This window comes from Exiguobacterium sp. SH5S4, from assembly GCF_004337045.1.
GTDB classification, from domain to species: Bacteria; Bacillota; Bacilli; order Exiguobacteriales; family Exiguobacteriaceae; genus Exiguobacterium; species Exiguobacterium aurantiacum_A.
The window spans coordinates 69044-82178 of record NZ_SJUQ01000007.1; the positions used below are offsets into that span (position 1 = coordinate 69044).

General features: G+C 52.8%; 14 protein-coding genes. 4 read left to right on the top strand and 10 right to left on the bottom strand.

What is annotated here, in order from left to right; translation table 11 throughout:
- Positions 1 to 166: 166 nt before the first annotated feature.
- The 6 genes from EVJ32_RS06065 to zapA all read right to left on the bottom strand — a co-directional run bounded on the left by EVJ32_RS06065 (position 167) and on the right by zapA (position 6523).
- Entirely contained in the window at positions 167 to 988 is an 822-nt protein-coding gene (locus EVJ32_RS06065) for a bacteriochlorophyll 4-vinyl reductase (RefSeq protein ID WP_236639489.1), read from the bottom strand.
- 210 nt (positions 989 to 1198) lie between these two features.
- Positions 1199 to 1615, bottom strand: a complete 417-nt coding sequence (locus EVJ32_RS06070; RefSeq protein WP_131457486.1) for a DUF350 domain-containing protein — start codon at positions 1613 to 1615, stop codon at positions 1199 to 1201.
- 7 nt (positions 1616 to 1622) lie between these two features.
- A complete protein-coding gene (locus EVJ32_RS06075) occupies positions 1623 to 3977 on the bottom strand; it encodes an endonuclease MutS2 (RefSeq protein ID WP_131457488.1) in 2355 nt (784 codons plus the stop codon).
- The gene (polX, locus tag EVJ32_RS06080) at positions 3978 to 5687 is read right to left on the bottom strand and encodes a DNA polymerase/3'-5' exonuclease PolX (protein ID WP_131457490.1); all 1710 of its coding nucleotides are present in this window, start codon (positions 5685 to 5687) and stop codon (positions 3978 to 3980) included. It lies immediately after the preceding gene.
- A 69-nt stretch (positions 5688 to 5756) separates the two neighbouring features.
- Positions 5757 to 6293 (bottom strand): CvpA family protein, encoded by a 537-nt coding sequence (locus tag EVJ32_RS06085; RefSeq protein WP_131457492.1) that lies wholly within the window; start codon positions 6291 to 6293, stop codon positions 5757 to 5759.
- Positions 6294 to 6301: 8 nt separating this feature from the next.
- The gene (gene zapA / locus EVJ32_RS06090) at positions 6302 to 6523 is read right to left on the bottom strand and encodes a cell division protein ZapA (protein WP_016508139.1); all 222 of its coding nucleotides are present in this window, start codon (positions 6521 to 6523) and stop codon (positions 6302 to 6304) included.
- A 210-nt stretch (positions 6524 to 6733) separates the two neighbouring features.
- Here zapA and EVJ32_RS06095 point away from each other — a divergent pair, with 210 nt between their 5' ends.
- From EVJ32_RS06095 to EVJ32_RS06105, 3 genes are all read left to right on the top strand, one after another.
- Positions 6734 to 7948, top strand: a complete 1215-nt coding sequence (locus EVJ32_RS06095; protein ID WP_131457494.1) for a dicarboxylate/amino acid:cation symporter — start codon at positions 6734 to 6736, stop codon at positions 7946 to 7948.
- Positions 7949 to 8014: 66 nt separating this feature from the next.
- Positions 8015 to 8563 (top strand): GNAT family N-acetyltransferase, encoded by a 549-nt coding sequence (locus EVJ32_RS06100; RefSeq protein WP_236639490.1) that lies wholly within the window; start codon positions 8015 to 8017, stop codon positions 8561 to 8563.
- Positions 8564 to 8605: 42 nt separating this feature from the next.
- The gene (locus EVJ32_RS06105) at positions 8606 to 8803 is read left to right on the top strand and encodes a hypothetical protein (RefSeq protein ID WP_236634136.1); all 198 of its coding nucleotides are present in this window, start codon (positions 8606 to 8608) and stop codon (positions 8801 to 8803) included.
- Positions 8804 to 8836: 33 nt separating this feature from the next.
- On the opposite strand, the gene EVJ32_RS06110 is transcribed toward EVJ32_RS06105, so the two are convergent.
- On the bottom strand, positions 8837 to 10150 hold the full coding sequence (locus EVJ32_RS06110) for a murein hydrolase activator EnvC family protein (protein WP_131457498.1): 1314 nt from the start codon (positions 10148 to 10150) through the stop codon (positions 8837 to 8839).
- A 295-nt stretch (positions 10151 to 10445) separates the two neighbouring features.
- The gene (locus EVJ32_RS06115) at positions 10446 to 10964 is read right to left on the bottom strand and encodes a VanZ family protein (RefSeq protein WP_131457500.1); all 519 of its coding nucleotides are present in this window, start codon (positions 10962 to 10964) and stop codon (positions 10446 to 10448) included.
- 160 nt (positions 10965 to 11124) lie between these two features.
- Here EVJ32_RS06115 and EVJ32_RS06120 point away from each other — a divergent pair, with 160 nt between their 5' ends.
- Complete coding sequence (locus tag EVJ32_RS06120) at positions 11125 to 11601, top strand: glutathione peroxidase (protein WP_070327773.1); 477 nt, start codon at positions 11125 to 11127, stop codon at positions 11599 to 11601.
- A 43-nt stretch (positions 11602 to 11644) separates the two neighbouring features.
- On the opposite strand, the gene EVJ32_RS06125 is transcribed toward EVJ32_RS06120, so the two are convergent.
- Complete coding sequence (locus EVJ32_RS06125; RefSeq protein WP_131457502.1) at positions 11645 to 12565, bottom strand: CAP domain-containing protein; 921 nt, start codon at positions 12563 to 12565, stop codon at positions 11645 to 11647.
- Between the two features lie 21 nt (positions 12566 to 12586).
- The gene (locus EVJ32_RS06130) at positions 12587 to 13033 is read right to left on the bottom strand and encodes a MarR family winged helix-turn-helix transcriptional regulator (RefSeq protein ID WP_131457504.1); all 447 of its coding nucleotides are present in this window, start codon (positions 13031 to 13033) and stop codon (positions 12587 to 12589) included.
- Between the last annotated feature and the right edge of the window lie 102 nt (positions 13034 to 13135).

A 13135-nucleotide genomic window follows, 5' to 3' on the forward strand; every position in this document is an offset into this window, starting at 1 on the left:
GTTTCTCCTCCGTCACCAAAACGAATATTCAAAACCATTCTACATAGTATCCATACGTTCAACTAAAAAAAGCGACATCTACAAACGTCGTTTTTCCTAAACCCTATTTTGCTTGGAGTGCTTCATGCACGACATTCAGGCATGACCCTTTCGAAGTTTGATCGGCTTACACTCGACCTTCTAACACGAGAAAATCCACATCAACGATATCAGGGTTTTCTCGCTTCATTTCTTCAAAGCTCGTGACGAACTCATCGTAAGAAACGTCGATGTTATCTTCAAGCGCATTCACTAATCTGTGTCCCATTTGAGTCATAGATGAATAGGTAATCCACCCCGAAATGACCCCACCCGCAATCGGAATAATCTTGGAAACACTTTGTGCGAACGTTTTTTTCGTGAGCTTCACCCCGACATATCCCCCCATTTTTTTTAAAATCGGGTAGTAAATCGTTTTCGTTAACGCTTTATTTGGAATTTTCGTTAACGCCTGCTTTGATAGCTCCGACGATAACACTTTGATTGTCGCCGTCGCTCCTCCGACTCCAAACATCACGCCTAAAAATAAAATCAAATCACCGCTCACTCGCTCAACATCTAGTTGATCTCCATCCCAAAAATCCTCGTACCCGTACAAATAGCCGATTTCTTGCGCCAAGCGGAGCGCCACTCCAAAAAATTGAGCAGTGTCGGCTGGTACCGTCGCCGCCATCGCAATCCCACCCGGCACCCCGGCTACAAACGAAGCGGACGTACTTTTAAAGGTCCGATCCATGACAATTTTCTTCGCGACCCGTCTGACCATTTCTTGAGAAACGTTTGCTTGAATCGGTCCTCGTTCAAAAATTTCGGTTAACTGGGGCGAATTCACTTTATTACTGAAGCTTTTCACTAAAAATTCTGCACGATTGACTTTTACACCCGGTAACTTTACAGCATTCGTCACTAACAACTCAAAAAAATTTACTCCGTTCGACAATGGCCACACCTCTTTATCCTAAATTCGTTACATCCTATCTCTATATCATTCCCTTGTACACCTACTTTATTCCCAAATCAATAGTACGAAAAAAAGAGCACCGAAGCGCTCTTCTCCCGTTTATTCACTCAATAAAAGACAAACCATAGCACCGCTGCCACTAAAAACAGTCCGGCCCCGATAAAGAGAATCTTTGCCAATCGTTCGTATACCATGTCTTCACCTCACCAACGCCGCGCCGACGACGAGCGAGACCCCGATTGAGAGCATGAACGCGAGCAAGCCGACCGCGATATTGCCTTTCCCGATCTCCTCGTTCACTTTGAGCGACGGCGTCAAAAATTCAAACAACCAATACGTGACGAGCAGTAAGAAGAAGCCGAAGCTCCCCCCGACCAACACGTCGATCATCCGCTCGTGATGGCTCTCGACGACACGGAAGATGTTGGCCAGGCCGACGACCTTGCCTCCGGTCGCGAGCGCGACGGCGATATTCCCTTTTTGAACCTCGCGCCAGTTACTGTACGGCGTCGTCATCTCGAAGATGGCGAGCCCGACGACGATCATCAGTCCGGCGATCGTGTACAGGCCGAGCGATTCGAGCATCACGCCAAACGTTACGTTCCCCATCATCATGCGTCCCTCACTTCAATTCGACGACCGTGACCCCGAGTCCACCTTCACCCATACCACCCGGGCGCTGACTCTTCACGTGACGATGTCCTTTCAAATACTCTTGCGTCGCTTGTCGCATCGCGCCCGTACCGAGCCCGTGGATGATGCGGACGTTGTCGTATCCGGACACGAGCGCCTCGTCGATATATTTGTCTAGGCGCGAGAGTCCCTCTTCGACCCGGACACCGCGAAGATCGAGCTCCGACTTCGTCGAGCTCTGGCGCTTCAGCGAGCTGCCTTTCGACTGGAGTCCTTGTTCTTTCGATGGTCCGACTTTTTGAAGGTCGTCCGCTTTGACGTTCACTTTCATGATCCCGACTTGGACGTTGTACTCGTTGTCGTTGATCTGGTTCACGATATACCCTTTTTGGTTGAACGTCGTCACTTTCACTTCTTCGCCTTTACTGAACGTACGTTTTTGCTGCGCTTTTTGTTTCACTTTTTGGATCTTTTTATCTTGGAGCGTCGGTTTCGCCGATTCGAGCTGTTTCTTCGCGGCGATGATCTCGTGCTCTTTGACGATGCCTTCTGCGCGTAGCTTCTTCAACCGGTCGATGACTTCGTTCGCTTCTCGCTTCGCTTTCTCGACGGCCTTCTCGGCACGTGCCTCGGCCTCGCCGTACATCACGTCGCGTTCGGTCTCGAATTCACTCATCTTCGCCTCGAACGCCGCTTGCTCTTGTTCGAAGTCGTGACGTTTGATGATCAATTCTTGCTCGAGCTGCTCGGCGCGTTGTTTCGCCGACTCGAGCTCGTTGATCATCGATTCGACCGACTCGGCGTCGGTGCCGACGTGGCTCCGCGCCTTATCGATCACTTGTTCGGACAGACCGAGGCGTCGGCTGATCTCGAACGCGTTCGAGCGTCCCGGCACACCGATCAACAAACGATACGTCGGGCTGAGCGACTCGATATCGAACTCCATCGAGGCGTTGACGACACCGTCCCGGTTATAGGCGTACGCCTTCAACTCAGAATAGTGGGTCGTCGCCGCGACGCGGGCCCCACGCCGCTTCACTTCATCGAGAATCGCGATGGCGAGCGCGGCCCCTTCTTGCGGATCGGTCCCGGCACCGAGCTCATCGAATAGGACGAGCGACATGAAGTCGACCTTGTCGAGCATGCTGACGATGTTCGTCATGTGCGAGCTGAACGTCGACAAGCTCTGCTCGATCGACTGCTCGTCACCGATGTCGGCGTAGACGGCGTCAAACACCGAGAGCTCTGTACCGAACTCGGCCGGGACATAGAGCCCTGACTGGACCATCAGTTGCAGTAACCCGATCGTCTTGAGCGTGACCGTCTTACCACCCGTGTTAGGTCCGGTGATGACGAGCGACGTGAAGTCTTCCCCGAGCTCGACCGTGATCGGGACGACCTCGTCTTGCGGGATGAACGGATGACGCGCCTGCTTCAGTTTGATCTCGCGGGCGTCGTTCAACTTTGGCTCCGTCGCTTTCAGTTGATGTCCGTACGCGACTTTCGCGAACACGAAGTCGAGTTCCGCTAATACGTCGAGATTTATGACGACCGAATCGGCTACGCCACCAACGAGATTTGACAGTTCGGTCAAGATGCGGTCGATCTCCGAGCGTTCTTTCAAGCGGACTTCTTGGATCTCATTGTTGATCGAGACGATCGCTTGCGGCTCGATGAAGAGCGTCTGCCCTGACGCCGACTGATCGTGGACGATCCCGCCGAACGCTTGGCGATACTCTTGCTTGACCGGGACGACGAAGCGGTCGTTCCGGATCGTGACGATCGCGTCTGAGAGCATCTTGGCGTTGTTGCGGAGGATGTTGTCGATCCGCGAGCGGACACTGCCTTCGTAACTGCGGAGTTGCGTCCGCAGACCGCGCAGTTGCGAGCTCGCCGAATCTTGGACCGTACCCTGGTCGTCGATGGCGTGACGGATCGATTGCTCGACCTCGATCAGCTTCGTCAAACGCTCGGCATATTCGTCGAGGCGCGGAATTTGGATGTCTTCGTTGTCCTCGTGCAACTTCTCAAAGAAGTTCTTCACTTGGCGGCCGCTGTACATGACGGCGGCGACGGCGAGCAGTTCGCTCGTCGAGAGCACCGAGCCGATGGCGGCCCGTTTCACTTCGGCGCGGACGTCTGAGAGTCCACCGAGCGGCAAACGGTCCCGGAGCCGGACGACCTCGGTCGCCTCGCGCGTGACGTTCAAGTTGGCGAGTACCCGGTCGTACGAGTAGTCGGGCTGCATGTTGAGCGCCCGGTTTTTCCCGAGCGAGCTGGCCGCATGCACGGCGAGCTGTTGACGTAACTTTTCATATTCTAATACGCGTAACGCGTGATCCATCTAGCATGTTCCTTTCTGTCGCTTCGCGTCGAAGAACGCTGTCGCTTCTTCGAACGTGAGGCAGTTAATAATGTCTGACGGTTCGAGATAGGCTTTTCTTGCGTGCAAGACGCCGAGTGCCATATCTTCCATCATATCAGGGTGGTGGGTGTCGGTGTTTACCATCAGTTTGACACCGGCCGCCTTCGCTTTCTTCAGCGTCGAGGCGGTCAAATCGAGACGGTTCGGGTTGGCGTTCAGTTCGAGCGCCGTCCCTGTCTCTTTCGCGAGGGCGATCAAGCGCTCCTCGTCGATCGGGTAGCCGTCACGGCGTCCGATCAAGCGTCCGGTCGGATGGGCGATGACGTTGACGTAAGGAGAACGGCAGGCGTTCTCGAGCCGCGCCATGATCTCGTCGACACCTTGGTCCATCTTGGAATGGATCGAGGCGACGACGTAGTCGAGCGTCGCTAAAAACTCAGGCTCGTAGTCGAGCGTCCCGTCTGGGCGGATGTCCATCTCGACACCGCGCAAGACGTGCATATCGTGTTTTTTCGCCGCGGCAAGAATCTCTTCCCCTTGCGCTTCTAATCGTTCCTCGGTCAACCCATTGACGAACGACATGTACTTGCCGTGGTCGGTGATGGCGATCCATTCGTAACCGCGCGCTTTCATCGCGGCGACGAGCTCATCGACCGTCAGCTTCCCGTCCGACCAGACCGTGTGCATATGCGCGTCGGCCTTGATGTCGTCGAGCGTGACGAGCTTCGAGATGTCGTGCTCGAACTCATGCTTGCCTTCTCTTAGCTCCGGCGGGATGAACGGGAGGCCGTAGCGTTCGAACAGCTCCGCTTCCGTCTCCGGCTGCCACAGGCCGTCCGCGGTCTCGACCCCGTACTCGGAGATCGACTCACCCTTAGCTTTCGCGAGTTGGCGCATGCGGACGTTATGGTCTTTTGAGCCGGTGAAGTGGTGGAGCGTCGCGGCGAAAGCACCGGGCTCGACCATCCGGAAGTCGACCGACACCATCTCCTCGCGCTCTAAGACGAGCGACACTTTCGTCTCACCGGCTGCGATGACTTCATTGACGAACGGGAGCGCGAGCAGTTTGTCGCGCAAAGCGACAGGCTCCTCGGTCGCGATGATGAAGTCCAAGTCTTTGCACGTCTCCTCGGCCCGGCGGAAACTGCCCCCGACCGAATGCCGGAGGACGAGCGCCTCGCCTTCTAACACCGTGTTGATCTCTTCTACGACCGGGCGCATCATCGCGTACGACAGGCGTTCCGGACGGGATTCCAAGTTCCGTGCTGCTGCGAGCAACTTCTCGACGCTCTTCGTGCCGAAGCGCGGCAATTCTGACGCCGTGCCGTCTTCCAATACACGGATGAGCGACTCGAGGTCGACGACGCCGACCCCTCTTAGCTGAGCCAGTTTCTTGCCGCCGAGCCCTTGAATTTTGAGTAGCTTCATCAAGCCGTACGGAATCTCTTCTTGAAGCGACTCGAGCACCTCGCTCCGTCCCGTCTGGCGCCATTCCTCGAGTACAGCTGCCGTTCCTTTACCGATACCTGAGATCGTCGTCAAATCATCGATGTCGTCGAGTTCGAGCTCGGTGTTCTCGAGCGCCGTCGCCGCTTTACGAAACGCGTTGATTTTGAACGGGTTCTCACCCTTGATCTCCATATATTGCGCGATTTTCTCTAACAGCATCATCGCCTCAACTTTATTCATCGTATTTCCCCCTTTTTCATACAGAAAAGACCGAGACACAAGCGCTTGCTTGCATTCCGGCCTGTCGTGTCACAGCATCTTATTCGAGAACCAGTCAGATAGGTATGGCGTGTCCTGGATGATGAACGTCGCGAGCGACGAGTTGTCGACCGCATTTTGGACGCCCGCCATCGGGACGAACGCGATCACCCAAAGGATGAAGAACGTGATGACGTATGACTCGAAGAATCCGAGCACGGCACCGATGATGCCTTTCAATTGGCGCAAGATCGGCAAGTCCGTCAAGAAATCGAGCATCGACAAGATGAGATGCAAGACGAGCTTCGTGATCAGGAACAAGATGACGAACCAGAAAACGTTATAGAATATCATCTCGATGCCTGACAGTGAGTTCAAGTCGAGCACACCGCCCGGTAACGTCCCGTCAAGTTGTGACGGATATGGAATCCAAAGCTTGAACGCTTCGGCGAGATCCCGGTAATAGGCGTTGGCGACAAAGAAACTGATGATGAGCGCGACCCAATGGCCGAGCTGGAGGATCGCTCCACGGCGGAAGCCGTTAATGATCCCGATAAACAAGAAAAACAGTATAAGTAAAGTAACCATGGATTGATTTATTCTCCCGTATTTCGTTTAGTTTTGACGTGATCGCTCGCAATCTGGATGGCGGCGAGGACCGCTGCCTGACGAGCGTCTAGCTGAGGGGACTGTTCACGAATCTCGCGGATCTTACTATCGACGAGAAAGCCCACTTCCCTCACATGATCGGCTGACTCCTCGCTAACAATCGTATAGTCTTGCCCCGCAATGTGAATCGTTGTTCGTTGTACCTGCACGTGTCACCCCTCCTTTACGTCTGTTCAAAATTAATCATAACATCGTTTGTATATTAGGAAAAGGAGAAGACCCCTTCCTTTTTCCCGCTAACATTTTGTGATACCCTGTTCAGAAGTTGTCAAACGTCAATCTTCAGTAAAATTCGAAGATAGGCTGGCAACACGCAGGGAAATGTGCGAAAATAGCAACAATTCAAACATTTAGAAAGGATGATTTATTTGAAATTAAGGATTGGTCTTCTAGGCCGCATCATCATCGCTATCGCTTTCGGGATATTAGTCGGTAGCATCGTACCAGAAAGCCAGAACTGGATTGTACGGACGTTCGTCACGTTCAACACGGTCTTCGGACAATTCTTAGGCTTCGCCATCCCGCTCATCATTCTCGCCTTCATCATTCCAGGTATCGGGGAACTTGGAAAAGGCGCCGGGAAACTAGTCGGCTTGACGGCCGCGATTGCTTACTTATCGACGATCGTTGCCGGTACACTCGCCTACTTCGCGACGAGCAACCTATTCCCGCAGATCTTAGCACGCAGCACGGCATCAGCTGAAAACCCAGAAGAAGCACTCTTGAAAGGTTTCATGGAGTTTGAGATTCCACCGGTATTCGGTGTCATGACGGCGCTCATTCTCGCGTTCGTCATCGGAATCGGGATCGCCGCGATCGAGAGCAAACGCTCACTCGACCTCGCCATGGACTTCCGCGATATTATCGAACTACTCATTAGTAAAGTCATCATTCCATTTTTGCCGATCCACATCGCCGGAATTTTCATGAACATGACGTACGCCGGCCAAGTTGCCGAGATTTTGTCGGTGTTCTCGCTCGTCTTCGTCACGATCATCGTCCTTCACGCGACGATGCTCATGATTCAATATTCAATCGCAGGCGGGCTCAATAAAGAGAATCCGTTCAAACTGCTCAAGACGATGATGCCAGCTTACTTCACAGCTATCGGCACACAGTCGTCAGCCGCGACGATCCCGGTCACGCTTCGTCAGGCAAAATTGAACAAAGTCGATGAAGGCGTCGCCAACTTCGTCGTCCCGCTCTGCGCGACGATCCACTTATCAGGCTCGACGATCACGCTCACATCAGTCGGTGTCGCCCTCATGTACTTGAACGGCATGCCGATGTCATACGCGATCGTCCTCCCGTTCATCCTCGCCCTCGGCGTGACGATGATCGCGGCGCCAGGTGTTCCTGGTGGGGCCGTCATGGCATCACTCGGATTGTTCGGGTCGATCCTCGGATTCGATGCGACGATGCAAAGCCTCGTCATCGCGCTCTACTTGGCGCAAGACAGCTTCGGTACGGCGACGAACGTCACAGGTGACGGCGCCATCGCCAAAATCGTCCATTACTTCAAACGCAACACGAACTTGCTCGACGACGCGAAAGCGCGCGAAGACATCGCTTAACGAGTTACGAGCTAGACAACGGGCAGGCCTCACGGTTTGCCCGTTTTTCATACATATACAGAAAGGGTGTCGGAAAAAGTTCATGCCGAGACGTTCGGTGCCATGTGGGAGGGACGGACGAATGGAGCAACGTCGACGTTCATGTCGCAAGGGCTCTATCGATTAGACCGCGTCAACGACATCGTTCTGGCCGGCGGGTCGATGCGCCAGGCGACCAAGTCCGACCAACCTCTTTTAGAGACGTGGTACCGTGCCTTTGAACAAGATTCGGGACTAGAACCATCACATGACGAAAGAATGGTCGCTGTCGTCACTTCAATGATTGATAACGACGACGCCTTCATCTGGGAAGTCGACGGCACACCCGTTTCGTGCGCAAAGCGCTCCCGCCCGACGTTGAATGGCATCACGGTGTCTTTCGTTTACACAGCTCCCGCGAAACGCGGAAACGGATACGCCCGCAGTCTCGTCGCCGTGCTCAGTCGCCGATTGCTCGAAACGAAATCGTTCTGCACGCTCTACACCGATTTGACCAACCCGACGTCAAACAAGATTTATCAAGAAGTCGGCTACCGGCCGATCATGGAATCTTCGTGGATCCGGCTCGCTAGATGAATCATCCCGCCTCCCCTATACTAATAGGTGGAGGCGATTTTTATGAGGAACTGGTGGAAGCAAATCCCGAAACGAGTCCGTTCGGTCGTGTCGACCGTCTTCGTCGGCTCGATCGTTGCCTACATGCTGATCGTCGGTGGCATGAGCGTCTTCGCCGACCCGAATCTCGACACGCTCTTGCTGAGCGTCATCGGGGCCGCCTTGCTGACGTTTATCGCTTATCAGGCAATAAAAAAGTGATCGACGCGTTCGTCGATCACTTTTTGTATACGTTTAGAAGAATGAAGCTGGGTTGACCGTGCTGCCCGCGCTCGAAGACGAGTACGAGTAACCGCCACGGTGAATCTCGAAGTGCAAGTGCGAACCAGTCGAGTTACCTGTGCTACCCATGCCGCCGATGTTCTGACCTTGCGAGACACGTTGGCCAGCCGATACCGACACCGAGCTCAAGTGAGCGTAGACCGTCGTCCAAACTTGTCCGTTCAAGACGTGCGTGATGATGATGTGGTTCCCGTAGGCGCCGCCCCATCCTGCCGTCGTGACCGTACCTGTTTGCGCTGCATAGATCGGTGTGCCGACCGGTGCCGCGATATCAAGACCGTTGTGGAACGTATAACCGTTCACACCACTTGCAGGTCCAAAAGGTTGTGTGAGACGGCCGCTAGCAGGGCGTTGGAACATGCCGCCGCTTGCCGGTGCCGCCGCTACAGGTGTTGCCGCTGACGCGCTCGGCTTGCTTGACGAACCTTGTTGCTTTTGTTGTTTCGCTGCTGCTGCAGCTGCCGCCGCTTCCGCAGCCGCTTTACGTTTCGCTTCTTCAGCCGCACGACGTTGTGCTTCGATTTCTGCCTTGATTGAAGCTTCTTGTGCTTGGAGCGTTGATTCCATTTCTTTCAAACTCATCAATTTCGATTCGAACTTGATTTTCTCAGCGTTGAGCTTCTTGACTTTAGCCGCCCGCTCTTTCATTTTCTTATCGAGTGCTGTTTTACGTGCTTCAAGTTCTTGCTTTTGTTTAACGAGAGCGTCGCGCTCGGCTTTCAATTCAGCCTGTGCTGTCGCAAGCTTTTCTTTCGTCGCTTGGTACTCTTCAAAAATTTGCTTGTCGTTCTCTTGAATCGTACCTGCTGTGATCATACGAGTAAGCAAATCACCGAAGTCTTTTGATCCGAAGATGAACTCAGCCCAGTCGATCGACCCGCCGCCGTTCTTTTGCATCGTTGCCATGCGCTCTTTCATAAGTTCTTCTTGTGCTTTCATTTTTGCTTCATACTGCTTGATTTGTTTTTCAAGCGCGGCAATTTTTTCTTGCGTAGCACGGATCTCAGCTTTCTTTTGTGCGACGTCGTTGATGACGTCTTGGAGTTCAGCGTCTAGCTTATTGATTTCTTGCTGCTCTTTGCTGATCGCTTTTTCGCGTGATTGGATCGAAGAGTTCGCTTTGCTCTGCTCAGTGCTATTCTTTTGTTGCTGCTGTTGGACCTTTTTTTGCTTGTCTGTAAGTGACGCTGCAAAACCAGGTGTCGTGCCGCTGATTAGAAGAGCGCCTAAAGTGACGGTTGCTGCAAGTTTCTTCAAGTTAATCAATGTGCTTACCTCCGCTGAGTCGTGTGAATTTCTATAGAATAATAGATGAATGAGTTCTGTATAGTTTTGCGAGAATCCGTCTCGCCCTGTGACTCATTATAGCAATCTAAACCCAAAGTTATTTTACACTTATATTTCATTCGCGTTACATTGACCTGATTTAGGTTTTATCCTCGCTAAAACGTGGGTATTTAACGGGCTCAATCAACAAATTGTCACAAAATATGAATTTAGTAAAAAAGAAAAACGCTTTATGAAAGCGCTTTTCAAATAATGACCTATACTATTTTTTTATCTACCTGACCGATACATAACCTCTCCGTTGGTGTTTGTTACGCTTTCTGACGAACAGATAATAGCCACCGAAGAGCAGGACGCCACAACAAGCGCCGAAGCTGTCTAATACGACATCTTGAATGAGCGGGGTGCGTTCCGGGGTCAGACTCTGATGAAACTCATCAAAGATGGCGACCGTGTTCGCGAGCGCCCAAGCGAACAACAACACGAGCCACGCGTTCAGTCTCGTCCGCGACACGGCTTTGACGAACAACGCACCTAAGGCAAAGAAGACCGTGAAGTGTGCCGCTTTCCGAATGAGGAATTCGATCAAGCCGGCGCTTCCTTTGTCTTCGAGCGAAACCGGGCTGCCGGCGTAGTCGAAGTCGACAGTCGAGAGGATTGGTTCGGCCCACGTCCAATCGAAGCGATCGAGCGGTGAGACAATGCTTTGGTCTGAGTACGGCGTCGCACTCGAGACGAACAAGCCGATCAGGATCAACGCGATCCAAATGAATTCATTTTTCAATATGTACATAACACCTTTCCTTTCTACACCGATTCATTATACGGGTTCCGTTTGATTTCATTGTAACAGCGACCTCATCGTTTCGTGACAATTTGATTGCGGACAACCGCTTCAAAGTCGTTCGCGATCGAACGGCTTGCTATAATGAACATAAAAAAGGGGGAATCAGATGATGATCTATCAGTACGAAGCAGCCGACATGAGCGGCAAGCTACAGCCTTTATCCAAATACGAGGGGGACGTCCTCTTGATCGTCAACACGGCGAGCAAGTGCGGCTTCACACCTCAATTAGACGGCCTTGAAAAGCTATTTGAGCGCTATCAAGGTCAAGGTTTCCATATTCTTGGCTTCCCGTGCAACCAGTTCGGCAACCAAGACCCGGGCTCGAACGAAGAGATCAGCGAGTTCTGTCAATTGAACTACGGCGTGACGTTCCCGATGTTCTCGAAAGTCGACGTCAACGGCAAAGACGCCCACCCGCTCTTCCAATACTTATCGAAAGAAGCACCTGGCCTGCTCGGCTCGAAAGCGATCAAATGGAACTTCACGAAGTTCCTCGTCGACCGGAAAGGCAACGTCATCGAACGGTTCTCACCGCAGACGACACCGGACGAGATCGAGCGAGCGGTGAAACGCCTGCTCTGACCGCTAAAAAGGATGGTCCGCCCCTCTAGGGCAGACCATCCTTTTATCGCGGCGTGATGAAGTTGATCGTATAGAACGGGCTGTTGTCGTCATTATAGACGAGGCCGACCGAGGCGTGCGTGAAGTCCCGCTTCAAGATATTCTCGCGGTGACCGAGCGAGTTCATCAGCCCCCAGTGAGCGTGAAAGACGCTCATCTGCCCCATCGCCAAGTTCTCCCCGGCGAGCGAGTAGGCAAGTCCGGCCTCATTCATCCGTTCGAACGGGTCGCGTCCTTCGGGGTCGATGTGGCTGAAGAAGTTGTTCACTGCCATGTTCTCACTATGCGCCCGGACGACCGGGAGCAGCGGCTCATAGTCAGCGAGTGCGGATAACCCAAACTTTTGACGGTCCCAGTTCATGAGCATACGCATGAGCGTCTCGTTGGACTCGATGCTCTCGGCCGAGACGTCTCCATAATACCCGGCGCTCGACTCCTCGACGCTCCGTTCAACCGAAAGGATGCCTTTCAGCTTGTCTTCGTCATGTTGGTCAAAGAACATCGTGACGTAATTGCCGTTCATCGCATAGACCGAGAACGAAGGATCGTCCGGGATCAAGTAACGTTTCAACCCTTTATCATAAGACTTCACTTCGTCGAAGCCGATGTTCTCGACTTGTTGTCGTGTCGTCTGATCAAGGACGAGCCCTTCGAACGTACTGCCCGACTCGAATTGGTATTGCCCTTTTTTGGCACCATCCTCGTCGACGAGCTCAAGCGTCCGGTCGCCATTTTTCTCGAGCAAATACCAGTCGTGACCGGTATATTGGCTCGCGAACTGCGGGGCGTCGGTCGCGACGCCCTCTTCCACCACTTCCGTCGACTTCACCTGGACGCTCGTCGGCGCCGATACGTTCGGCACCTCATAGTTCCAAGCCGTATATAGACCAATCCCGATCAATAGAATAAACAGTTTACGAAACATATCGTCTCCTTTCGTGAGAACCTAGCCCTGTTGCTCACCGAATTCACGCAGACGCGATTTGATATCGATAAGCATCTCCATATAAGCGAAATAAGTCGCTTCGTCTATATTTAGCATACCACTCACTTTGACTGGCACGTCCTCGGCCCGCTCACGCAGTGCGCTGCCCGACGCAGTGAGCGACACCAACACCCGGCGCTCATCCTCGGTCGCCCGAACTTTCTCCACATACCCGAGCTGGGTCAACCGTTTGATGAGCGGTGACAGCGTACCCGAATCAAGCGTTAACCGTTCCCCGAGCTGTTTCAAATCGATGTGATCTTCTTCCCATAAAACGAGCATGACCAAATACTGGCTATATGTGAGTTTGAGCGGCGCTAAGATCGGCCGATACAAACGTGTCAATTCTTTTGAGGCGGTGTAGAGCTGAAAGCAAATCTGATGCTCTAATGTTAACGAACTTTTCATATAAATTCCTCCGGCTAAAGTCTTAGGTCAAGCATATCACTTGAATATCTGTTTGACTGCCCTATAATTAGATTGTGCACAACTTAATTGTTAAAAACGAAA